At 71.0% G+C, this 22,431-nt stretch carries 25 protein-coding genes and 2 tRNA genes; 14 read left to right on the top strand and 13 right to left on the bottom strand.

Translation table 11 applies throughout. The annotated features are described in order from the left end of the window. Window position 1 precedes the first annotated feature (1 nt). The 3 genes from C464_RS08530 to C464_RS08540 form a co-directional block, all read right to left on the bottom strand. Complete coding sequence (locus C464_RS08530; protein ID WP_006113267.1) at window positions 2-613, bottom strand: translation initiation factor IF-2 subunit beta; 612 nt, start codon at window positions 611-613, stop codon at window positions 2-4. 100 nt (window positions 614-713) lie between these two features. Further along, window positions 714-788 (bottom strand) — tRNA-Met (locus C464_RS08535). Between the two features lie 127 nt (window positions 789-915). After that, window positions 916-1,149 (bottom strand): hypothetical protein, encoded by a 234-nt coding sequence (locus C464_RS08540; RefSeq protein WP_006113268.1) that lies wholly within the window; start codon window positions 1,147-1,149, stop codon window positions 916-918. Window positions 1,150-1,248: 99 nt separating this feature from the next. Here C464_RS08540 and C464_RS08545 point away from each other — a divergent pair, with 99 nt between their 5' ends. Beyond that, window positions 1,249-2,865, top strand: coding sequence for a long-chain-fatty-acid--CoA ligase (locus tag C464_RS08545; protein ID WP_006113269.1), 1,617 nt, complete (start codon window positions 1,249-1,251; stop codon window positions 2,863-2,865). A 47-nt stretch (window positions 2,866-2,912) separates the two neighbouring features. On the opposite strand, the gene C464_RS08550 is transcribed toward C464_RS08545, so the two are convergent. Next, complete coding sequence (locus C464_RS08550; RefSeq protein WP_006113271.1) at window positions 2,913-3,326, bottom strand: DUF5779 family protein; 414 nt, start codon at window positions 3,324-3,326, stop codon at window positions 2,913-2,915. Between the two features lie 178 nt (window positions 3,327-3,504). On the opposite strand from C464_RS08550, the gene C464_RS08555 reads away from it, so the two are divergent. The 5 genes from C464_RS08555 (at window position 3,505) to C464_RS08575 (ending at window position 8,829) form a co-directional block, all read left to right on the top strand. Beyond that, window positions 3,505-4,182, top strand: coding sequence for a DsbA family protein (locus C464_RS08555; RefSeq protein WP_006113272.1), 678 nt, complete (start codon window positions 3,505-3,507; stop codon window positions 4,180-4,182). Between the two features lie 152 nt (window positions 4,183-4,334). After that, window positions 4,335-5,519: an MFS transporter gene (locus C464_RS08560; RefSeq protein WP_006113273.1), complete on the top strand. Its 1,185-nt coding sequence runs from the start codon at window positions 4,335-4,337 to the stop codon at window positions 5,517-5,519. A 106-nt stretch (window positions 5,520-5,625) separates the two neighbouring features. Further along, a complete protein-coding gene (locus C464_RS08565) occupies window positions 5,626-6,399 on the top strand; it encodes a prephenate dehydrogenase (RefSeq protein ID WP_006113274.1) in 774 nt (257 codons plus the stop codon). 4 nt (window positions 6,400-6,403) lie between these two features. Further along, entirely contained in the window at window positions 6,404-7,888 is a 1,485-nt protein-coding gene (locus C464_RS08570; protein ID WP_006113275.1) for a small ribosomal subunit Rsm22 family protein, read from the top strand. An 86-nt stretch (window positions 7,889-7,974) separates the two neighbouring features. After that, window positions 7,975-8,829: a ZIP family metal transporter gene (locus C464_RS08575; protein WP_006113276.1), complete on the top strand. Its 855-nt coding sequence runs from the start codon at window positions 7,975-7,977 to the stop codon at window positions 8,827-8,829. Window positions 8,830-8,902: 73 nt separating this feature from the next. Here the strand turns inward: C464_RS08575 and C464_RS08580 are convergent, their stop codons facing one another. After that, the gene (locus tag C464_RS08580; RefSeq protein WP_006113278.1) at window positions 8,903-9,625 is read right to left on the bottom strand and encodes an SOS response-associated peptidase; all 723 of its coding nucleotides are present in this window, start codon (window positions 9,623-9,625) and stop codon (window positions 8,903-8,905) included. A gap of 25 nt (window positions 9,626-9,650) precedes the next feature. Beyond that, window positions 9,651-10,364 carry a glycerophosphodiester phosphodiesterase gene (locus tag C464_RS08585; RefSeq protein ID WP_006113279.1) on the bottom strand — a complete coding sequence of 238 codons (714 nt, stop codon included), beginning with the start codon at window positions 10,362-10,364 and terminating at the stop codon, window positions 9,651-9,653. Between the two features lie 145 nt (window positions 10,365-10,509). Here C464_RS08585 and C464_RS08590 point away from each other — a divergent pair, with 145 nt between their 5' ends. Next, entirely contained in the window at window positions 10,510-11,280 is a 771-nt protein-coding gene (locus tag C464_RS08590) for a ribonuclease H-like domain-containing protein (RefSeq protein ID WP_006113280.1), read from the top strand. Window positions 11,281-11,505: 225 nt separating this feature from the next. On the opposite strand, the gene C464_RS08595 is transcribed toward C464_RS08590, so the two are convergent. Continuing rightward, window positions 11,506-12,552, bottom strand: a complete 1,047-nt coding sequence (locus C464_RS08595; protein ID WP_006113282.1) for a polymer-forming cytoskeletal protein — start codon at window positions 12,550-12,552, stop codon at window positions 11,506-11,508. A 170-nt stretch (window positions 12,553-12,722) separates the two neighbouring features. Here C464_RS08595 and C464_RS08600 point away from each other — a divergent pair, with 170 nt between their 5' ends. From C464_RS08600 to C464_RS08610, 3 genes are all read left to right on the top strand, one after another. After that, a complete protein-coding gene (locus C464_RS08600) occupies window positions 12,723-12,899 on the top strand; it encodes a DUF5786 family protein (RefSeq protein ID WP_006113283.1) in 177 nt (58 codons plus the stop codon). A 127-nt stretch (window positions 12,900-13,026) separates the two neighbouring features. Beyond that, window positions 13,027-13,284, top strand: a complete 258-nt coding sequence (locus C464_RS19215; protein ID WP_006113284.1) for a hypothetical protein — start codon at window positions 13,027-13,029, stop codon at window positions 13,282-13,284. A 107-nt stretch (window positions 13,285-13,391) separates the two neighbouring features. After that, window positions 13,392-13,589, top strand: coding sequence for a DUF5800 family protein (locus tag C464_RS08610; protein WP_006113285.1), 198 nt, complete (start codon window positions 13,392-13,394; stop codon window positions 13,587-13,589). Window positions 13,590-13,611: 22 nt separating this feature from the next. Here the strand turns inward: C464_RS08610 and C464_RS08615 are convergent, their stop codons facing one another. Then, window positions 13,612-14,913: an outer membrane protein assembly factor BamB family protein gene (locus tag C464_RS08615; RefSeq protein ID WP_006113286.1), complete on the bottom strand. Its 1,302-nt coding sequence runs from the start codon at window positions 14,911-14,913 to the stop codon at window positions 13,612-13,614. Between the two features lie 110 nt (window positions 14,914-15,023). Here C464_RS08615 and C464_RS08620 point away from each other — a divergent pair, with 110 nt between their 5' ends. Then, the gene (locus C464_RS08620) at window positions 15,024-15,224 is read left to right on the top strand and encodes a hypothetical protein (protein ID WP_049910991.1); all 201 of its coding nucleotides are present in this window, start codon (window positions 15,024-15,026) and stop codon (window positions 15,222-15,224) included. 47 nt (window positions 15,225-15,271) lie between these two features. On the opposite strand, the gene C464_RS08625 is transcribed toward C464_RS08620, so the two are convergent. The 5 genes from C464_RS08625 to C464_RS08640 all read right to left on the bottom strand — a co-directional run bounded on the left by C464_RS08625 (window position 15,272) and on the right by C464_RS08640 (window position 17,822). Further along, window positions 15,272-15,574, bottom strand: coding sequence for a hypothetical protein (locus tag C464_RS08625; RefSeq protein ID WP_006113288.1), 303 nt, complete (start codon window positions 15,572-15,574; stop codon window positions 15,272-15,274). Between the two features lie 377 nt (window positions 15,575-15,951). Continuing rightward, window positions 15,952-16,126, bottom strand: a tRNA-Trp gene (locus C464_RS18500). A gap of 138 nt (window positions 16,127-16,264) precedes the next feature. Next, window positions 16,265-16,489, bottom strand: a complete 225-nt coding sequence (locus tag C464_RS08630) for a DUF5795 family protein (protein ID WP_006113289.1) — start codon at window positions 16,487-16,489, stop codon at window positions 16,265-16,267. Window positions 16,490-16,583: 94 nt separating this feature from the next. Beyond that, window positions 16,584-17,615, bottom strand: a complete 1,032-nt coding sequence (locus C464_RS08635; RefSeq protein ID WP_006113290.1) for a DUF5794 domain-containing protein — start codon at window positions 17,613-17,615, stop codon at window positions 16,584-16,586. After that, the gene (locus tag C464_RS08640) at window positions 17,616-17,822 is read right to left on the bottom strand and encodes a hypothetical protein (RefSeq protein WP_006113292.1); all 207 of its coding nucleotides are present in this window, start codon (window positions 17,820-17,822) and stop codon (window positions 17,616-17,618) included. It abuts the gene before it with no gap. A gap of 316 nt (window positions 17,823-18,138) precedes the next feature. Here C464_RS08640 and guaB point away from each other — a divergent pair, with 316 nt between their 5' ends. The 3 genes from guaB (at window position 18,139) to C464_RS08655 (ending at window position 22,406) form a co-directional block, all read left to right on the top strand. Next, window positions 18,139-19,626 carry an IMP dehydrogenase gene (gene guaB / locus C464_RS08645; RefSeq protein ID WP_006113293.1) on the top strand — a complete coding sequence of 496 codons (1,488 nt, stop codon included), beginning with the start codon at window positions 18,139-18,141 and terminating at the stop codon, window positions 19,624-19,626. Between the two features lie 141 nt (window positions 19,627-19,767). Further along, on the top strand, window positions 19,768-20,355 hold the full coding sequence (locus C464_RS08650) for a HalX domain-containing protein (RefSeq protein ID WP_006113294.1): 588 nt from the start codon (window positions 19,768-19,770) through the stop codon (window positions 20,353-20,355). 62 nt (window positions 20,356-20,417) lie between these two features. Further along, window positions 20,418-22,406, top strand: coding sequence for a DEAD/DEAH box helicase (locus C464_RS08655; RefSeq protein WP_006113295.1), 1,989 nt, complete (start codon window positions 20,418-20,420; stop codon window positions 22,404-22,406). Window positions 22,407-22,431 lie beyond the last annotated feature (25 nt).

Raw genomic sequence — 22,431 nt, forward strand, 5'->3', positions numbered from 1 at the left:
TTTAGCTCTCGCGGCGAGCGAACGCGAGGTTACCGGAGACGTTCTTGATGTAGGCGGTCACGGTCTCGCCCTCCTGCGCGCCGGGAACGAAGATCGTGTACTCGCCGCGCTCGGCGACGCCGTCGCCCTTGCGACCGGTGCCGACGATCTCGAGTTCGTACGTGTTGCCCGACTCGACGGCGTCCTCCTGTCGCTGGGTGTTCGAGGTGTTCTGCTTCGCCACCGGGCGGAAGGCCCCGCAGGCCTCACAGCGGAGCATCGGCGTGCGGTTCTCGGTCTCCAGCCGGGTGTCGGGGAGGCCGCACTCCGAGCAGGTGACGAACGACTCGATGTACGAGTCGATGGCGGCCTGGAAGTCGCGCTCGCGGAAGTTCCCGCTGTAGCGCGCGCGGCCGTCCTCGTACTGGCCCGCGGTGCCGAGTTCCTGCTGGATCTTCGAGTGGACGTGTTCGGGGTCGCGGCTCAGCGCGTCCGCGATTCCGGAGAGGTTCGTCAGACGGGTGAACGCTCCGTCCTTCTGCGCTTCGGGGTCGGGGACCGACAGTCGCTCGTCGGAACCGCCGAGGTCCGGTACCTCCTCCATCGCGCGGTCGAGGCTCGATTCGTAATCCATACCGGGGAGAACGACAGCGCGACGGAAATCGCTTCCGGGTTCGATGGCGGCGGATCCGGAAGACGGAGACGGTGCTAGAAGAATAGCGGTCAGCCAGAAGTAGCGGGAGGTAGATTTGAACTACCGATCTCCGGGTTATGAGCCCGGCGGAATCTCCTGGCTATCCCATCCCGCTATCGTAGCACAATCGCGTGTGACTGTTAAGGGTTCTGATCCCGCCGCCGGTGTGCGATTCGTCCACGCGTCGACAGCGGCGAAGCTCCCCCGTGCGGCCGGCCGAATCGACCGTCCGCACGTCCGAGTCACGCCTCTTCCTCGTCGCCCTCCGAGCGCGCCGCGACGGCCTTGGTCCGTATCCGCAGCGCGAGGACCGCCACGGCGGCGAAGCCGACCGTCACGGCGACGTCGGCCGGACCGCCGGAGAGCGCCCGCTGCGCGGTGAGCCCGGCCATCAGCGCGAAGGCGAACGCCAGCAGCCCCGCGATCGGAATCACGTACCCCTCGCCGAACGCCGACCCGCCGGACTCGTCGCTCATTCTCCGCATCTCTGCGGGCGACCGACAAAAGCGTCCCGCGACCGCCCCTCCCTTGCGTCGGCCGCAAAGGATATTACACATCATCGATAGTGACAGACGATGTACAAGCCGCTGTTGACGACCGACTTTCTGGACCGGGCGCGGCGACACTACGCCGACGAGGAGGCGGTTCTCGCCGTCGACGGGACGCGGTACACCTACGCGGAACTCGGCGAGCGCGCCGACCGCTTCTCCGCCGCGCTTCAGGCGCGCGGCGTCGAGAAGGGCGACCGGGTCGCGGTGTTGGACCCGAACACGCACTACCACCTGGAGGCCGCCTACGGCGCGATGCAGGTCGGCGCGATCCACGCGCCGCTGAACTACCGGCTCACGCCGAGCGACTTCTCGTACATGCTCTCCGACGCGGGCGTCGACGCCATCTACGCCGACGCCGAGTACGCCGCGAACGTCGAGGCGATCCGCGACGAGGTGCCCACCGAGACGTTCCTCACGAACGACGCCGACGCCGTCGAGGGCGACTGGGAGTCGTTCGACGCGGCGCTCGACGACGCGGACCCCGACGCCTACGAACGCCCGGAGATGGACGAGGACGAGGTGATCACGATCAACTACACCTCGGGGACAACCGGCGACCCGAAGGGCGTCTGCCGCACCCATCGCGCCGAGACGCTCCACGCCTACCTCATCTCGATCCATCAGGAGATCACCGACGACGACGTCTACCTCTGGACGCTCCCGATGTTCCACGTCAACGGGTGGGGACACATCTACGCGATCACGGGGGCCGGCGCTCGCCACGTCTGTACCCGCGGGGTCGACGTCGCCGAGACGTTCGACCGGATCCGCGGCGAGGACGTGTCGTACTTCTGTGCGGCCCCGACGGTCCTCAACATGCTCGGCGACCACTACGCCGACCGCGGCGGCGCGACGGCCGGCGACAACGACGTGCGGGTCGCCACCGCGGGCGCGGCGCCGCCGGAGGCGACCATCCGCACCGTCGAGGAGGAGTTCGGCTGGGACCTCAAACACGTGTACGGGGCGACCGAGACGGGCCCGCTGATCACCACCTCGGACGCGAAGCGCCACTTCGAGGCGGACTCGGACGACCGCTTCGCGGTGAAGAAGACGCAGGGGATCGGCTACCTCGGCACCGACGTGCGCGTCGTCGACGAGAACGGGGAGGACGTGGCCGCCGACGGCGAGACGATCGGCGAGATCGTCGTGCGCGGCAACCAGGTGATGGACCGCTACTGGAACAAGCCGGAGGCCACCGAGCAGGCGTTCTCCGAGCGCTTGGAGGGGTACTACCACATGGGCGACCTGGCCGTCGTCGACGAGGACGGGTTCGTCTCGATCCAGGACCGGAAGAAGGACATCATCATCTCCGGCGGGGAGAACATCTCCTCGATCGAGTTAGAGGACACCCTCTTCGAACACGACGTCGTCTCCGACGTGGCCGTCATCCCCGCGCCCGACGAGCGCTGGGGCGAGACGCCGAAGGCGTTCGTCGTCCCCGAGAGCGGCGACCCCGACGACGCGGGCGCGACGCCGGAGGAGCTCAGGGCGTTCGTCCGCGAGCGCGTCGCCGACTACAAGACGCCCGGCGAGGTGGAGTTCGTCGCCAAGCTCCCGACGACCGCGACCGGGAAGATCCAGAAGTACGAGCTGCGCGAGCGCGAGTGGGACGAGGAGGACCGGATGGTCGGGGAGGGGTAGCCGACGCGAGTCGCACCGCGAAGCGTCCGCGTCCGTCGGCGCGCCGCTCAGGCCTGGTCGGCGTCCGCCTCGTCTCCTCCCTCCGGCTCGCCGCTCCCGCCGTTGCGTTCGATGTCGCCGCCGTCGCCGGAGTCGTCGCCGTCGCCGCGTTCGTCTCCGTCGCCGTCGCCGCCGAGCCGGTCGGTGTCGATGCTCACGCCCGGCGGCGTGACGACGAGGAAGCCGCGGAAGTGCATCAGATCGCCGTCCATGTCCTTCACGTCGCGGGCGAAGCCGGCGGCGAGCTCGTTGAGGTCGCCATCGATCGACAACACCAGCGTGTTCCCGTAGTCGACGCTGCGGACCCACTCCTCCGGGTCGGTCGTGCCGTCCAAGACGCCGAGGACGACGTCGCCGGCCGCCGCGAACGCCTCATCCATCTTCGCCTCGGCGTCCCGCAGGTCGAGGTCCCAGTCGCTCATACGTGGGCGTCGACAGGGGACGGCAAAAGGGTTCGGGAGCGGCGTCACCGTCGGTCGCGGGCCGCGCGAGTCCCGGCGCGTCCCGCGCTCGGTGCCCCCGCTGCGTTCCCGGTCCGGTCTCCCGGCGAACCGGGCGGGTCACGGTGCGGTTAAGTGCGTCCCACCCCCACCGGCGGACATGGAACGCACGCGGCGGTCCCTGCTCGCGGCCGGTGCGACGGTCGGCGTCGTCGGCGCGACCGGCTGTCTCGGCGGCGGCGGTACCAGCCTCGACCTCAGCGGCGTCGAACTCGACACGGGCGAGTACGACTGCGAGTTGGAGGAGTCGTCGGACCCGGACATCGACTACCGACCGACGCTCGGTAACCCCGAGTCGGACGTGGTCGTCCAGGTGTTCGAGGACTTTACCTGTGGCCACTGCGCGAACTACACGCTCAACCACTTCCCGGCGATTCGCGAGGAGTACGTCGAATCCGGCGACGTTCGGTACGAACACTGGGACTGGCCGATTCCGGTCGACGAGATGTGGGCGGTCCCTGTCGCGAGCGCAGCACGCGGTGTCGGCGTCCGCAACGGTGACGAGGCGTTCTTCGAGTTCGCTTCGGCCGCCTACGAGTCGCAGGCAAGCTACAGCGGAGAGGCGGTCGGTGCCGCCGCGGAGGCCGCGGGCGCAGACCCCTGTGCGGCGATGTCGGACGCGCGGTTCGCGTCCTACGGTGAGGCGTCGGCAGCCGACCGCTCGGAGGGCGAGTCGATGGGCGTCGAGGGGACGCCGACCATCTTCGTGAACGGGAGCCCGGTCGAGGGTGGGTACGAGGCCGCGACGATCGCGTCGGCGATCGACGCCGAGCTCTGAGCCGCAGCGCCGTCCTCGCCCGTCCGAGTCGCCACCCCGATCGCGCCGTCCGGAGCGCCGGCCTTTTGCCCGTTCGCGGCCTTTTATAAACTGATGAGCGACGACGAGCGCGCCGAGGCGACCGGCGTCGCCTCGGCGCGGTCGTCCTCGCGGTGCTGATCTCGCAGGTCCTCCTCTACCCCGGCGTGCCGGCCCTCGTCGTCGCGCTCGGCGCGCCCGCGGGCATCGACGCCGGCATGTGGTTCCTCGTCGCGGAGTTCGGCGCGTTCGTCGCGTTCGCGGTCGTCTGGGGCGCGCTCTCGGACGCGCTCGGCAGGCGGACCCCGCTGATCGTGGTCGGCGCGCTCGGCGGCGCGGCCTCGTACATCGCGCTCGCATCGCTGCCCGGGCTCGGGCTCGGCTTCGAGGCCGCGCTCCTCGTCAGGGCCGTCGGGGGCGCGCTCACCATCGGCGCGTTCTCGCTCTCGATCACGCTGTTGATGGACCTCCGCGGCGGCAACGGGCGCAACATGGGGACCGCGGGGCTCGCCATCGGGCTCGGCGCGGCCGTCGGCTCGGTCGTCGGCGGCTCGCTCGCGGACCTCGGCGCGCTCTACCCGGTGTACGCCGGCGCGGTCGTGCTGGCCGTCGCGGGGCTGCTCGCCGCGACCGTCGACGACCGCGCGGGCACGACGAGTGCGAGCAGTTCGGCGACCGAGTCCGCTGACGCCGGCTTCCGCGACGTGCTCGCCCGCGCCCGGACGACCCCCGGCCTCCTCGTGCCGCTCGCGTTCGGCTTCGTCGACCGGCTGACGGCCGGCTTCTTCGCGCTCGTCGGCGTGTACTACTTCCAGGACCCGGCGACGTTCGGGCTGTCGGCGGCCGGCGCGGGCGCGACGCTCGCGCTCTTCTTCGTCCCCTTCGCGCTGCTCCAGTCGCCGTTCGGCGCGCTCTCGGACCGGATCGGGCGCTTCCTCCCGGTGGTGGCTGGGTCGCTGGCGTACGGCGTCGTCACGGTCGGCGTCGGCGTCGCGCCCGTATATCCGCTCGCCGCGGGCCTGATGGTGTGCGTCGGCGTCTGCGGCGCGCTGATGGCCCCGGCGACGATGGCGCTCGTCACCGACCTCGTCGAGCCGGAGGTCCGCGGCGCGGCGATGGGACTGTTCAACGTGTTCGGCTCGCTGGGCTTCCTGACCGGGTTCCTCGTCGGCGGGAGCGCCACGGAGACGTTCGGCTACACGCCCGCGTTCCTCGCCGTCGGCGGGCTGGAGCTGGCCATCGCCCTCGCGCTGTTGCCGGCGGTCCGGTCGATCTCGCCCGGGGCCGGCGTGGTCGGTCGGGTCGGCGCGGATGGGTGAGACGCCGGTCGCGCGTCGTCGCGCCCGAGACCTCGCCGCGTGCGACCGGCCGTCCGCCCCGAGGCGAGTCCTTTTAACCGGCGCGTCACCTGCGTTCGCGTAACTGATGGACCTCCTCGTGGTCGGTGCCGGCGAGATCGGACGCTGGGTCGCCGACACCGTCGTGGCCGACGCCGCGCCGGTCGACGCGAGCGTCGCGTTCGCCGACCGCGACCCCGCCGTCGCGGCCGACGCCGCCGCGGACCGCGACGCGCGGACGGTCGACGCCGACGGGGACAGCACCCACGACGCGGTCTGTCTCGCGGTGCCGATGTCGGCGGTCCCCGCGGCGGTCGAGGCGTACGCCCCCCGCGCTGCGGAGGCGATCGTCGACGTCTCCGGCGAGATGACCGACGCGCTCGCGGCGATGCGCGAGCACGCCGCCGACCTCGAACGCGCGAGCTACCACCCCTTGTTCGCCCCGCCGCGCGTCCCGGGGAACGTCGCGGTCGTCGTCGACGAGGGCGGCCCGACGGTCGACGGCCTCACCGCTTCGATCGAGGCCGGCGGCAACGACGTCTTCGAGACGACCGCGGACGAACACGACGCGGCCATGGAGACGGTCCAGGCGGGCGCGCACGCCGCGGTGCTCGCGTGGCGGCTCGCCGCGGACCCGGTCCGCGAGGAGTTCCACACGCCGGTCTCGGCCGCGCTGGAGGAGGTCGCCGACACGGTCACAGAGGGGTCGCCCGCGGTGTACGCGGAGATCCAGCGCGCCTTCGACGGCGCGGACGGGGTGGCCGACGCCGCGGCCGAGATCGCCGCGGCCGACGACGAGGCGTTCGCCGCCCTCTACGAGCGCGCCCGCGGCGACCGCGAGGGGCGGAAGCGACACGAGTGAACACATGATCGACAGAACCGCGGTCCGGAACAACGCGAACTACCTGCGCAACGTCAGACCGATCGACCCCGAAGAGATCGCCGAGTACATCGAGGGGACGCCGCACCCGGCGGTCGTCCGCGAGACGCTCCGCGAGGAGGCGTTCGACCTCCGGCTCCGGGAGCGCGACGACGGGGCGTTCGTCCCCGTCGAGGAGACATCGGTCGACCCGCCGGGCTGGGGGCCCGAGGCGCTGCCGGAGGCGTACTCGTTCGCGCTTGAGGACCTGCTGGTCCGCGAGTACGGCGCGAACTGGCACCGCGGCGAGTCCGGCGACGAGCTCCGCGACCGAGTCCGCCGGATGAAGACCGACTACCTCTACGAGAACGAGGTCGAGTACAACCGCGTCGCGGCGCTCGGCTACGCGATCTACCACCTCCCCGCGTACTACGCGACGGTCGGCCACGTGCTCGACGACCTGACCCAGAACGGCCTGCTCGACCGGGCGCTCCGCGTGCTCGACGTGGGCGCGGGCGTGGGCGGCCCGGCGCTCGGCCTCCACGACTACCTCCCCGACGACGCGGTCGTCGACTACCACGCCGTCGAGCCGAGCGCCGCCACCGACGTGCTCGACCGGCTCTTGGAAGAGACCGGTCGCAACTTCCGGACGACGGTCCACGAGACGACCGCCGAGGCCTTCCTCGGTACCGACGGGGGCGGCGAGGGAGCCGGCTCCGACGCCGCCGACCCCGCCACCGACGACCCGTTCGACCTCGTTCTCTTCGGCAACGTGCTCTCGGAGCTGGCCGATCCGGTGGCGGTCGCGGACGCCGCGCTCGACGCGCTCGCGTCCGACGGGAGCCTCGTGGCGTTCGCGCCCGCCGACCGGAACACCGCGATCGGGCTCCGACGGGTCGAGCGCGCCCTCGTCGCGGGCGACGGAGACGGCGTCGGACCGGGACGCGACGCCGAGATATACTCGCCGGCGCTCCGGCTGTGGCCCGACGCGGTCCCGACGGATCCCGGCTGGTCGTTCGACGTGGCCCCGGACCTCGCGGTCCCGCCGTTCCAGCGCCGGCTCGACGAGGCCGCGGCGCGCGGCGAGACCGACGAGCCGGGCGAGTTCGTCAACGTCGACGTCCAGTTCGCCTACTCGATCCTGCGTCCCGACGGGCGGCGGCGCGTCGATGTCGAGGCGAGCGCGGAGCGATGCGCGCGCATGGCCGAGTCCGAGCGCCACGTCACCGACCGAGTGAACCTGCTCGCGGTGAAGCTGAGCCACGACCTGAGCGAGGGGGACAACGCGCTGTACCGCGTGGGCGACGGCTCGCAGGCGACCGACCACTACCTCGTCTGTACCCGCGAGACGGCGCTGAACCGCGACCTCCGCGAGGCCGACTACGGGTCGGTCGTCTTCGTCGAGAACGGGCTGGTCCTCTGGAACGAGGACGAGGGCGCGTACAACGTCGTCGTCGACGACGAGACGGTCGTCGACCTCGTGGCGCGCTGACCGACCCCAGCGGTGAACCCGTCGGCGTTCGATTCGCCCCGTCCCCGGTCAACACTTATGACAGTGATCTGAGTACCCGGTAGGCGATGGCGCTCGAACTCACCGAGGCGTTCGTCCGGGTTGCCGGAACGTCCCCGCTGACGCAGGCGCTCCTCGGGGGCGTCGTTATCGCCGCGATGAATCTCCTCGGCGCGTCGCTCGTCCTCGTCTGGAGGCACCCGTCCCGGCGGGCTCTCAACGGGATGCTCGGCTTCGCGGCCGGCGTCATGCTCGCGGCCGCGTTCACCAGTCTCATCCTCCCCGGCATCGAGGAGTACTCGGGAGGGAACCCGGTACCGACGCTCGTCGGCGTGGGGCTCGGCGCGTTGTTCCTCGACCGCGCCGACGCGCTGGTCCCGCACGCGCACTACCTCCTGACCGGCGGCCGCCGACGGGACGCGGCCGACCCGGACGAGACGCTTCCGATCGACGACGAGCGCGTGGCCGGGGTCGTCCTGTTCATCCTCGCCATCACCCTCCACAACATGCCCGAGGGGTTGGCCGTGGGCGTCGGGTTCGGCGCGGCCGCCGCGGACCCGGCACAGCTCGGGAGCGCGCTGTCCCTGATGCTCGCGATCGGTATCCAGAACGTCCCCGAGGGGTTGGCCGTCTCCGTGGCGGCGATAAACGCCGGCCTCGACCGGCGGCTGTACGCCGCGGTCGCCGGGATCCGGGCCGGGGTCGTCGAGATCCCGCTGGCGATACTCGGGGCCGTCGCCGTCACGGTGGTCGAGCCGCTGTTGCCGTACGCGATGGGGTTCGCCGCCGGGGCGATGCTGTTCGTCATCTCCGACGAGATCATCCCCGAGACGCACCGGAGCGGTTACGAGCGCGTGGCGACGCTCGGACTCATGGTCGGTGTCGTCGTCATGCTGTACTTGGACATCTCGCTGGCGGCCTGACGGCGCTTCCGTCGCCCGTCGTTCCGGACGTCGCGTCCGCACCCGACAGGTCAACTCCGGCGGACGCGGCCGCTCAACCGACCGGCTCGATCAGTTCCGGCGCGTCGACCGCGGGGGAGTTCACCCGGGTCGACACCGGAAACGCGCTCAGCTCGTCGGCCGGGTACGGGTCCAACAGCGCGGCGGCCTCGTCGGCGTCGCCGCGGAGCCACGTCTCCTCCTCGCCCGCGTCGGGATCGAGTATCACCGCCATCCGGTGGTGGAGGTCCCCGACGAGGTCGTTCGGCTCGGTGGTCACGATCGCGAACGTCTCCGTCGCGCCCGGGTCGTCGTCCGGGTCGCCGTCCTCGGTCCCGCCGCCGAACGCGCCGAGACCCGTTTGGGTGGTCTCCGGCGTGGGCGGCTCCCAGCGCTCGTATATCCCGGCCATCGCGAACGGTCTGTCGTCGTCGAACGCGACGCGGTAGGGCGTCTTCCCGGAGCCCCGGTCGCCGCCGACCCACTCGTAGAAGCCGTCGGCGGGGACGAGACAGCGTCGGCGCTCGAAGGCGTCGGCGAAGCTCCGCTTCTCGCGGACCGTCTCCGCGCGGGCGTTGATGAGGTCGAACGACTCGTCCGCCCACGACGGGGTCAGCCCCCACTCCATCCGGGTCGCTTCGCCGGGGTCCTCGTCCGCGATCACCGGCAGCGACTGCCCCGGCGCGCAGTTGTAGCTCGGCTCGCGCTCGCCGAAGTCCGCGTCGAACCGGGCTTCGAGGTCGGCGGTCGGCGTGAAGAGGGTGTAGCGGCCGCACATACCGCAACGTTGTGGCGGGAGGTACTTAGTCCCGCGACGATCGCTCCGTCCCCGGGAGCAGGTCCCAGCGGTCGGCGACGATTCCGTCGACCCCGGCGGCGAGGAGTCGCTCGGCGTCGTCCCGGTCGGCCGCGGTCCACGCGTTCACTCGCAGTCCGGCCTCGTGCGCCGCCGCGACGAACCCCGGCTCGGTCGCGAGATCGATCGGCGGATGGAGCGCGACGCAGTCGAGGTCGGTCGCCGCGCCGACCGCGCGCTCGGCGTCTCCGTCCGCGACGAGCAGGGCGCGCGCCGCCTCGGGGGCGCGGTTCCGCAGCGTCGCCATCGCCTCGGGGTGAAACGACGAGAACAGCACGTCGTTCGCCGCTCCCCGGGCCGCGTCGAGCGCGTCGCTCGCGACGGCCGGCTCCTTGATCTCGACGTTGACGGCGAGGTCGTCGGGGGCGGCGTCGAGCGCCTCGTCGAGCCGCGGAATCGGCGCCGCGGAGTCGAGGACCGTCAGGTCGCGGAGCTCGTCCCAGTCGGCGTCCGCGACGGGGCCGGCGGCGTCGGTGAGTCGGCCGAGGTCCGCGTCGTGGACGACGACGACCTCGCCGCTCGCGCACCGCCGCACGTCTATCTCGACGGCGTCGACGTGCGGGGACGCGCGTTCGATCGCTCCGACCGTGTTCTCCGGGTACTGGCCGGCGCAGGCGCGATGCCCGATCAGCGTGACGTCGTCCGGGTCGGTCCGGCTCATCGCGTCGCTCGCACCTCGCGCTCCCGTCGGTTCGTTCGCTCGCTCACGCGCTGCTCTCGGGCCCGGACCGTGTTAGCTCTTCGTCGGCCGCGGCCGTGCGGCCGCTCCCGTCGGCTTTTTCACCGCGCGTCGCTCCGGGACGGACATGCGCATCGAGAACAGCTTCATCCCCGTCAAGGGGGTGGGCGAGACGACCGAACGACGCCTCTGGGAGCGGGGCGTCACCACGTGGGAGGCGTTCGACCCCGGCGTCGACGTCGCGGGCGTCGGCGCGACCACCGCCGACCGGATCGAGTCGTTCATCGCGGAGGCGCTGGCGCGGCTCGACGACGGCGATTCAGCCTACTTCGACCGCGAGTTCCCCTCCGGCGAGCGCTGGCGACTGTACGAGAACTTCCGCGAGGAGACCTGCTTCTTTGACATCGAGACGACCGGGCTCGACGAGCGCCGGGACCGGGTGACCACGGTCAGCTTCCATCAGGGCGGCGAGACGACGACGCTCGTCGCCGGCGACGACCTCACCGCGCGCCGGCTCCGGGAGCAGTTCGCGGACGCGAGCCTGCTCGCGACGTTCAACGGCGCGCGCTTCGACGTTCCCTTCCTCGAGACCTCCTTCAACGTCGACATCGATACGCCGCACCTCGACCTGATGTATCCCGCGAAGCGGATCGGTCTCTCCGGCGGGCTGAAACCGATCGAAAAGCAGCTCGGGATCGACCGCGACCGGCCGGACATCTCCGGCCGCGACGCGGTCCGTCTCTGGCGCGAGTACGAGCGCGGGGACGAAGCGGCGTTGGAGACGCTCGTCTCGTACAACCGCGAGGACACGGTGAACCTCCGGGCGCTCGCGGACGCCGTCTGCGACGCGCTCGATGAGGAGGTGTTCGTCGCCGCCCCGGACGGAGACGGCGACTGAGAGGTATCAGACGGGTCGGAGCGTGTACGTTCCGCTCTGGCGGGGTCTGGACCGCCAGAGTAGTCGCCGCCGAGCCGCTACCGACGCGGGACCGTTCCGCTGGCCTCGACGACGCCCCCGTCGACGTCGACCGCGTTCAGGTTCTCCCCGGTCGGCCTGTCGAGGACCCCGGACGTCCGGTGCGCGCCGTCGTACACGTCGGAGCGATCCCGAATGTCGACGCGCTCAGGTCTCGTCTTCCGAGGCGGACGCCTCCGCCGTCGACGCCGAATCGGCCTTCATCGCCGCGGTCTCCCCTGTATCCTCCTCGTCGGCGCGCTCTCCTTCGGCGGCCTCGTCTTCGTCGCCGTCGACACCATCGGCCTCGGTCTCCGCCGCGTCGTCGGCGGTGACCTCGTCCCCGTTGCCGCCGCCCTCTTCGTCGGCCTCCCGCTCCGTCTCTTGGACCAACTTCATTTCGCCGCGCGCTCTCAGGGTCCCCTGAATCTCCGCGCCGTCGTACACCACGAGATCGCCGGCGGAGACGTCGCCGAGGACGCGCGCGCCGCCCTCGACGGTCACGGTCCCGCCGCGGGTCGTCACGTCGCCGTGGATCACCGTGTCCGCGCCCACGGTGACGTCCTCGCGGGCGCGCAGCGAGCCGAACACCTCGTTGCGCTCGCCGACGCGGATCGACGCCGCGCGGAGGTTCCCGTGGAGCCGACAGTCGTCGCCGACGGTCGCCGGCGTCGACACGCGCCACGCGTCGTCGGCGATCTCGGCGCTCCGCGGGACCAAGAGGGGGTCGCGGACATCGTCGCCGTCGGCGAGCGCCTCGGCCAGTTCGTCGGCCGCGTCGGTCTCGCCGACGCGCAGCAGCTGCGAGAGGACGATGAAGTAGAAGACGATCGTCGGGACCGGGTTGCGGATGACGATCCAGCCGTTGGCCTCGAACCCCTCCTCGATCGTCACGTCGTCGCCGATGTCGAGGTCGCCGGACACCATCAGGCGGCCGGTGACCGTCACTCGCTCGCCGAGGTACGCGTCCTCGCCGACCAACACGTTTCCGTCGACGGAACACCAGGTGTCGAGCCGGCAGTCGCCCTCGGCCTCGATGTCGTTGGCGACGCGCACGCGCTCGCCGATCGCGACGTTGCGGCCGCGGACGCCGAGCTCGACGGTCGACTGGCCGCCCACGAGCACGTCGCCGTCGACGACGAGGTCGTGCTCCTCGACGGTCGTTCCCGAGGGGATCGCGAGCTCCTCTATCGGGCCGTCTCCTCGCAGCGACACACCGGGAGCAGTCGCCCCGCGGGTATAAACGGTACGGGGCGTCGGACGGGCGTCGGACGCGATCGCGAGACCGCGTCGCGCGCGCCGGGCGCTTCGGGGGCCGCGAGTGAATCGCACTCGCACCGAACCGCGGTCGCGGTGCTTTTCAGTGCCCCGCCGAACTGGCAGGCATGGGATTCGGATCGTACGACGAGAGCGAACAGAAGGACCAGGATGTCGACACCGACGAGGATGACGCGGTGAACGTCCACGAGAACGACCACGACGGCGAGGTGTCCATCGAGGGCGACGCCGACACCGACGACCTCGTCGGCCGCCTCTCCGAGATGCGCGACGACGACGACTGAGGCGTCTCTCTCCTGCGGCCCCCTGCCGGCGTAGCGCGACCCGCCACCGCCGGGCCGTTCCGGCCGGTGTGCGTACCGTTCGCACACCCGATTCGGATTTATCCGTTTCCACGGCGTGTAATAATTTATGCCACGGAGGCACAAAATCTCGAACCGATCCAGCCGCTCGACGCGAAGCAGCCGTCGAAAACGGACGCGCGGTCTCGGCCGGCTCGCTGCCGCCGACTCGGAAAGTAGCGACCCCGAGGACTCGGACGGCGAGTCCACCTCGGCCGCGACGGTCGCGCTCGCTCGACGCCTCTGCGCGAACGGGAACGAACAGGCCTGCGAGACGCTCGAACGACTCTGCGAGTCCGGACACGACGCCGCCTGTAACGCCATCTGACCGGGACCGGCGGTCGACCGCCGCGGGTGGTCCGCGGTGACACGTCTCGGAACCGTCGTCTCCCGGTGTTCGTGCCGCTTATCCCCTCACGTCGAGTATCCGAGCGCATGACCACGGAGCTGACGTTCACCGACCGCGGGGTCGACGTCGTCTACGAGGGGACCGAGTTCGAACTGGAGAAGACGCTGATCGAGGAGGCGACCGGGAAGTCGTACCGGGACGTCACCGACCACGAAGTCCTGACCATCGTCGCGGAGGACCCGGAACTCGACGGCGAGCCGGTCCGGATCGGCGACGTGTTGTGACCGGCGGCGACTCGCAGTTCTCTCACTCCGCCGCGACGAGCTTGTAGCCGCCGCCGTCCGTCTCGCCGCCGTCCGGGTCCGGTGCGCGCTCGGCGTAGTAGACGTCGCCGTCGACGACGCGGGGCGCGCTCGTTATCCACCCGTCGTGTTCGACTCGCCACACCTCGTCGCCGGAGTCGGCCTCCAGCGCGTAGAGGGTGCTGTCCTTCGACCCCGTCAGCACGCGGTCGCCGACGACCGTCGCACACCCGGTCAGGGGGCTGCCGGTCCGGAAGCGCCACTCCACCTCGCCGGTCGACGCGTCGAGCGCGTACAGGTGGTAGTCGTGGCTCCCCATGTACACCACGTCGCGCTCGGGGTCGATCGCGGGCCCCGTCATCGAGAGGTTGCCCGTCTCGAAGTGCCAGTCCTCCTCGCCGGTCTCGAGGTCCACCCGGTACACGTTGAAGTCCCACGACCCGAAGAAGGCCGCGCCGTCGTACGTCGCGATCGGCCCCTTGATCTCGCCGTTGTTCTCGCTCGGGGGATCGGTCGCGAACCGCCACTGGAACTCCAGGTCCGGGAAGCTCCAGCAGTAGAGGAACCCGTCGTTCGACCCGCACACCATCCGGCCGGCGTCGAGCGAGATGGCGGGCGAGGAGTGCGGGTGGTCGGTGGGGCGGTGCTCCGGCTCCTCCCACGTCACGTCGCCGGTCTCCGCGTCGACCGCGAACATCCGCCCCTCCGGGTCGTAGAACTCGACGGAGACGTACAGCTCGCCGCCGTAGTACAGCGGGCTCGACCCGATGGCGTCGCCGAGGTCCGTCGACCACTCCAGCTCCCCGGAGTCGAGCGCGAACGCGTAGAGGACGCCGTCGTACGCGCCGATGTACGCGCGACCGTCCGCGACCGCCGGCGTCCCGTGGATCCCGCGGCCGTCCGCCTCGGTCTCCCCGCGCCACCGCACGTCACCGTCGGCCGTTATCGACAGCAGGTCGCCGGTGTCGCCCGGCAGGAGGACGCCCCCGTCGGGGTGCGGAACCGCGCTCGCCTTCGCCGCGCGGTGTTCCCCGGTGTTCACCTCCGGGATCCGCCACGCCTCCTCGACCGCGTCGGGCACCGTCTCCTCGGGGTAGTACCCCCACCGCTCCAGCGATCCGCGGAACTGCGCCACCCCTGGCGGGATCGTCTGCGCGGTCGAGCCGCCGGTTCCGGAGTCGGCCCCGCCGCGGTCGACGTCGGCGTCCACGGGCGGGCCGCTCCGCGAAGCGCAGCCGGCCGCCGCGCCGGTCGTCGCCGCGCCGACCGCAGCGAGCCATTCGCGTCGAGAGAAGGCGTCGGTCATCGGAATAGCGGTCGGACCGGGGTCGCTTTAGTGTGACGACCGCGCCGATCGCGGACGCGGTCGTGCGACCCGACCGGACGACTTTTTCCGACGGTCCGCGAAGCGAGAGTATGGAGATCGGATTCGAACTCGGAGCCAACGCCCCGTCGGGCGTGCTCGCGCTCCACACAGCCGTCGCTGTCGTGTTCCTGGTTCTCGCGGGGTTGAACGGGATGAACGGCGAAGTGATCGGGTTGGCGCTGTACCTCGCGATGGCGGGGATGATCGCGCTCGTCGGCGTGGTGGCCGGCCGGATCGTCTCGCGCCGCTGATCCCGCCGGCCCGGTGCCGGTCGCGATACCGCGGTGGCTCGGACGCGTCACCGAGGTGGCCGTGCGCTCGCGGACCGGTCACCGTGTGCGGCCGCGGCGGGCCGCTCGTCGCTCTCTTCGCGCGCGAACACCCGCGTGACCCGCCAGCCGTCCCCGCGACACCGGACCGGTTCGAGGGCGACCTCGACGGTGTCGCCCGCCCGCAGCTCCGCGACGCGCTCGCGCGCCGCCTCCGCCGCATCGATCGCGTGATACGTCCGCCCGTCCGGACCGCGCAGCGTCACGGCCCGACCGCCGTGCGGTTCCGCCGCGACTCGACACCGCAGCCGAACGTCACTGTTCGCTCCCATCGGTCGGCGGTACGCGCCCGCCGATCATAAAACGAACTATGAGCCCGATAGACGGCCGTTGAGGGCTATAGACCGGTACCGAGACGGCGGGCTCGGGGCCGCGCCACCGACGCGAGCGCACGGTCGCGGAAGACGGCGAAGGGGGTCATCCGCCACGCCGCGTCGAAACGCTCGCGCCGGCGCTCGGTGACCGGTCCGCCGCTCACGGACTCGCGGATCTTCGGCTCTGGATTTACCTCTGGCTCAGGACGGTCTCATGGTGAAGTCGGGCCGGAGAGATTGTGAACCGCGAGGACTTCGCTCCGGTCGTCCTCTGGGGCCAAATCACTCCTCAGCACGTCACCGTCGCTCGCGGTGTTGATCGCGACGGAAGGAAGTGGGGCCGGAGGGATTTGAACCCCCGATCGACTGATATCTCCGGTGCGCCTCGGAACTCCAGAGGGTCGTCAACGCGACCGATGATCAGTCGGCCGCTCGGTATATCAGTCTGGAGTGTCGTCCCGGGCGCAAGCCTCTGGAGTCAGTCGCCATGCCTGGCTTGGCCACAGCCCCGCGTGATCTCGCATCAGACGATTGCCGAAACGCGGATAAAGGGGTTTCGATCGAAGGCGATCGAGGGACGGCGACGCGCTCGTCGCTCCGAGGCGAACGGCTCGTTCGGCGGCTCGCCGGAGCAATCAGCGACCGGCGCTACTCCCGGTCGTCGTCGCTCCAGTCGCAGTCCTGGCATTTGAACCCGGTGACGAACTCGGTCACGCTCGGCATGTAGCCGACCGAGATGACGTCGCCGCCGCACTCCGGGCAGTCGCGGTCGGCGTCCGCGATCGATTCGGCCTCCAGCACGGATTCTCCTTCGACCAGCTCTGCGAGCTTCTCGGGCGTCACCATCCGCCCCTGAACGACGCGGTTAGACATACCGGTCGTTCGGCGTCGAGTGCCTAAACCCCGGCGACACGCGCGGTGAGGGTGAGGGGGTCTCGCGAGCGACGCTCCGGCGACTGTCCCCGAGCTACAGCCACGGCGCGCGGGAGTCGTCGTCGGCGAAGGGGTCCGACCCCTCGTCGTCGGTCTCCCGGCCCTCCCCGCCGTTCGCGAGGACGGCCACGTCGTCGTCGACGACGGGCGACGGCCCCTCTGGCGGCGCGTCGAGAGGGGGTTCGCTCGGCGACGCGTCGTCCGCCTCGCCGGCGTCGGTCGGGCCGTCGTCCGACGGGTCTGGGTCGTCGCCGGACCCGTCCGCCGCTGCGTCGTCCGGCGAGTCGCCGTCCGGTCCGTCGTCGACGTCGGTAACGCCCTCCAGCCCGCCCGCGTCCGGGTCGTAGGCGAAGAGGGTCGTCACCGCGAGCACCGCGAGCGCGACCGGCGCTTCCGTCTGCATGAGGTCGAACGGGCCGAGCAGGATGGGCAGGGCGAGCACGCCCAGCGCGACCGCGGAGCCGAATCGGAACCGGTCGATGTCGACGCGGCCGCGGAGGTGCGGCGACAGCAGCGCGATCGACAGCGCGAACGCGACGCCGACGCCGGCGGCCGCGGTGCCGTTGACGACGTACTCGGTCGACGTCTCTAACGCGAAGCCGGACGGGTTGAAGCTCGCGACGAGCCCGAGCCCGATGATGACGCCCGGGCTCGGCAGGTACTCGCCGATCTCCGAGCTGGCGGTCTTGGCGGCGATGGTCAGGATGACCAGCCCGGCGAACCGCTCGAAGACGGCCAGATCGAGGAGCCCCCTGAGCGTCGGCGCGAGGGCGGCCTCCACGGCGGCGACCGGGATGATGACCGCGCCGATCAGCAGCACGGAGGCGACCATCTCCCGGCGGGAGCCGTCCATCTCCGCGAGGATCACCGCGGCGGTCGCGGAGCCGCCGAAGATCAGGATACCCGTCTCGACGACGCCGGTGGCGGATCCGAGAACGCCGGCGACGACCAACGCGGGGAAGATGCCGTCGACGAGCGGCAGCACCATCACGGTCGCGAGCAGCTTCGTCGCGCTCCCGACCTGCCGTTCTAATCGCAGGGCGACGGGGTGGCGTGACGTGCTCATTTAGGGACGATAGCCCTGACCGTCGGGGTGGCGGTGGGACGCGTGCGACTCGCGGTGGTCGGGTGACCACCACGCGGAGTCCACGCCGAGGGATTTCCGACGGGCCCATGTAAAGAGATTGCGCGGATTGCCGGCTGTAAAGCGGACGCCGAGGTCGGCGTTCGACTGGCCGGCGATGCGCGCGTTCACGGGACTGTCGGAGTCCATACCCAGTATACGTGTTTCGGTCGCGTTAAAGGTTGTGTGAGACGTGTACCCACGACACGAATAATCGGCGGCGAGCGGCCGATTCCGACGACGATACGTCGACGACGGAACCGTATACCTGACTATCTCTCGACTTTCGACCCCGACTACTGCCGATCGATCCCGGCTCGGCGGACGCGCTCGCTCGCTCTCGCCCCGGTCGCGTTCTGCCCAACGACTGAGCACGAACGTGTATACAACAGGCATCCGGATGTGACCAACACACACGTCTGTGCCGTCTCGCAACGCTTTTTATTGGCCGTTCACGACGGTTTATATGGAGACAAATTCTGGCCGGTTCTCGGCGAAACTCGAGGTTCCGGAAGCGCTGACGTTCGACGACGTACTGCTCCGTCCGAAGGAGAGCCGGGTGGAGCCCGACGACGCGGACCTGACCACCCGCGTGTCGAAGAACGTCGAACTCACCGTCCCCGTGCTGTCGGCGGCGATGGACACCGTCACCGAGAGCGACCTCGCCATCGCGATGGCCCGCGAGGGCGGCCTCGGCGTCCTCCACCGCAACATGACCGTCGAGGAGACGGCCGCGGAGGTCGAGCGCGTCAAACGGGCGCACGAACTCGTCATCCGCCGCGAGAACGTCGTCACGGTCTCGCCCGACGACACCGTCCGCGAGGCCGACTCCGTGATGGAGCGGCAGGGCGTCTCCGGCGCTCCCGTCGTCGCCGACGACGACACGGTCCTCGGCATCATCTCGGGGACCGACATCCGTCCGTACCTCGAGGTCGGTGAGGACGACGCCGTCCGCGAGGCGATGACCGATGAGGTCATCACCGCCACCGAGGACGTCGAGGCGCGCGAGGCGCTCGAACTGATGTACGACCACAAGATCGAGCGCGTCCCCATCGTGGACGGCGACGAGCGGCTCGTCGGACTGGTGACGATGCAGGGAATCCTCCAGCGCCGCGAACACGAGGAGGCCGCCCGCGACGACCGCGGCCGCCTGCTGGCCGGCGTCGCGGTCGGCCCCTTCGAGGAGGAGCGCGCCGTCGCCGCCGACGAGGCCGGCGTCGACATCATCTTCATCGACTGCGCGCACGCTCACAACCTCAACGTGCTCGACTCCGCGGAGGCGATCAAGGCGACCGTCGACGCCGACGTCGTCGTCGGCAACGTCGGCACGCGCGAGGCCGCCGAGGCCGCCGTCGACTTCGCCGACGGGCTGAAGGTCGGCATCGGTCCGGGCTCCATCTGTACCACGCGGGTCGTCAGCGGCGCGGGGATGCCCCAGATGACGGCGGTCGCGGAGGTCGCGGACGTCGCGGCCGAACACGGCGTGCCCGTGATCGCCGACGGCGGGATCCGGTACTCCGGCGACGCGATCAAGGCGCTCGCGGCCGGCGCGGACGCGGTGATGCTCGGGTCGTACTTCGCCGGCACGGACGAGGCCCCCGGCCGCGTCATCACGATGCAGGGGAAGAAGTACAAGCAGTACCGCGGCATGGGCTCCGTCGGCGCGATGAAGTCCGGCGGCGGCGACCGCTACCTCAAGGAGGAACAGGAGGACGAGGAGTTCGTCCCCGAGGGCGTCGAGGCGGCCACCCCGTACAAGGGGAGCCTCGCGTCGGAGCTCCACCAGCTCACCGGCGGGATGCGCTCCGGGATGGGGTACGTCGGCGCGGAGACCGTCCCCGACCTCCACGAGCGCGCGGAGTTCGTCCGGGTGTCGTCGGCGGGCCAGAGCGAGAGCCACCCGCACGACGTGATGATCACGGACGAAGCGCCGAACTACAGCCCGGACGAGTAACCGCAGACGGTCGCTCGGGCGGACGCGTCCCGTATCGACCGTCGACCGGACGCCCGTCGGGGCGCGCGTCGAAGAGGTATTTTAATATAGCCAGCGGAGAGACGAAACGTGTGAGCGAACACCCCCTCGCTCCCGTCATCCATGAGTGAGCAACCGCCGCTGGTCCTCGTGGTCGAGGACGAACCCGACTTGGCCGACCTGTACGCCGCCTGGCTCGGCGACGAGTACCGCGTCCGAACCGCGTACGGCGGCCGCGAGGCGCTCGACGAACTCGACGAGGCGGACAACCAGGTCGACGCGATCCTCCTCGACCGACGGATGCCCGGCCTCTCGGGCGACGAGGTCCTCACCGCCGTCCGCGAACGGGGTATCGACTGTCGGGTCGCGATGGTCACCGCCGTCGAGCCCGACTTCGACATTCTGGAGATGGGGTTCGACGACTACCTCGTCAAGCCCGTCACGAGCGACACGCTGCGAGAGACCGTCGAGGGGCTGTTGCGGCGCGGCGAGTACGACACGGAGGTCCAGGAGCTGTTCTCGTTGACCTCGAAGAAGGCGATGCTGGAGTCCGAGAAGAGCGCCACCGACCTCGCCGACAACGACGAGTATCAGCGCCTCACCGAGCGCATCGACGAGCTCCGCGACCGCGCGGACGAGTCGCGCGACGCGGTCGCGACCGACGACGAGGACTACGAGAAGCTCTTCCAAGACTTCGACACCGACGCGTAGCCGACGCCGACCGAGGGGGTGCCGCCGACTCTTTATCACCGGGCGAGCCGAACGACCGGCGTATGCGCGTCCGGGACCTGCCGCTGTCGCCGTCCGTCGTCGACCACTTCGCCGAGCGGGGCGTGCGCGAGCTGTACCCGCCGCAGCGCGCGGCGGTCGACGCGGGCGTCTGCGAGGGGGCCGACGTCGTCGCCGCGGTGCCGACCGCGTCGGGCAAGACGTTCGTCGCGCAGCTCGCGCTGTTGACCGCGGACGGCCCCGGGCTGTACGTCTGTCCGCTCCGCGCGCTCGCCCGCGAGAAGTACGAGACGTTCGCGGCGCTGCCCGGGGTCGACGTCGGAATCTCCACCGGCGACTTCGACGCGACGGGCGAGGCGCTCGCCGGCAACGACGTGGTGGTCGCCACGAGCGAGAAGGTCGACTCGGCGATCCGCAACGGGGCCTCGTGGGTCGACGAACTCGCCTGCGTCGTCGTCGATGAGGTCCACCTGCTCGGCGCGAAGCGGCGCGGGCCGACCCTCGAAGTGACGCTCGCGACGCTCCGCCGCCGGAACCCTGACCTCCAGACGGTGGCGCTGTCGGCGACCGTCGACAACCCCGACGCGATCGCCGACTGGCTCGACGCCGCCCTCGTCGAGTCCGAGTGGCGTCCGGTCGACCTCCGGACCGGCGTCGCCGTCGGCGGGGCGGTCGACTTCGACGACGGCACGAACATCTCCGTCGACGTCGACCGCGACGAGGCGAAGGCGGACGACGAGGGCGGCGGAGACGGCGAGGGCGACGAGGCCGACGAGCCCGATCCGACCGACGTCACGGCCGCGCTCGTCGCCGACGCCGTCGCGGACGGCGGCCAGTGCCTCGCGTTCGTCCGCTCCCGCCGCGAGGCGGTCGACCTCGCGGAGCGGCTGGCCGAGGACGGCCTCGCGGCGGAGCTGGGGATCGGAGACGCGGCCGCCGCGGCGGCCGAGGAGGCGACCGACGTGGACGGCACCCTCACCGGCCGACAGCTCGCGGACTGCCTGCGCGCCGGCGTCGCGTTCCACCACGCCGGGCTCCGGTCCGGCCACCGCGGCGTCGTCGAGTCGGCCTTCCGCGAGCGCGACGTCGCCTGTATCTGCGCCACGCCGACCCTGGCCGCGGGCGTCAACGTGCCCGCGCGCCGCGTCGTCGTCCGCGACCAGCGCCGGTACGGCGAGGGCGGCATGGCGTGGATCCCGACGCTCGAGGTCCACCAGATGTGCGGGCGCGCCGGCCGCCCCGGCCTCGACCCGCACGGGGAGGCGGTCCTCGTCGCCGACGCCGACACCCGGGAGGCGGTCCGCGAGCGGTACGTCGAGGGCGAGCCAGAGGCCGTCGAGTCGCAGCTCGCTGACCCGGGCTCGCTCCGCACGCACGTCCTCGCGGCGGTCGCGACGGACTTCGCCGCGACCGAATCCGAGATCCTCGACGTGTTCGAGGGTACCTTCTACGCGCGGGAGGCGGGCGCGGGCGGCCTCGCGGACGCTGTCGCCGTCGCGGTCGACGACCTCGTCGCGGCCGGGATGGTCGCCCGGGAGACGGGCGGCGTCGAAGACTACCGCCTCGTCGCGACCGCGGTCGGCGAGACCACGTCGAAGCAGTACGTCCGGCCGGAGACCGGCGAGCGCATCGTCGCCGGCCTGCGTGCGGCGGCCGACCTCCCGGAGGCGACGACGCTCACCGCCTTCGAGGTGATCTGCGACACGCCGGACATGCAGGACACGTACCTCGGGAACGCCGAGCGCGCGGAGATCTACCGGTTCGCGCGGACCAACGCCGCGCACCTCACCACGGACATGACCGAGCCGGACGACTTCGAGGGGTGGCTGGAGTCGGTGAAGACGGCGCGGATCTTAAACGAGTGGATCGGCGGGGCGACCGTGGAGGAGCTGGTCGAGGAGTACCGGATCGGTCCCGGCGACCTCGACTCGCGGGTCGAGCGCGCGGAGTGGCTGTTGAGCGCCGCCGAGGCGCTCGGGGAGACGATCGGGGTGCGCGTTCCCGCGGTGTCGCGGGCCCGGTCGCGGCTGTGAAGCAGTGGAGTTGAAAACCGGCGGC

Origin of the sequence: Halorubrum coriense DSM 10284, assembly GCF_000337035.1 — an archaeon.
Lineage (GTDB): Archaea > Halobacteriota > Halobacteria > Halobacteriales > Haloferacaceae > Halorubrum > Halorubrum coriense.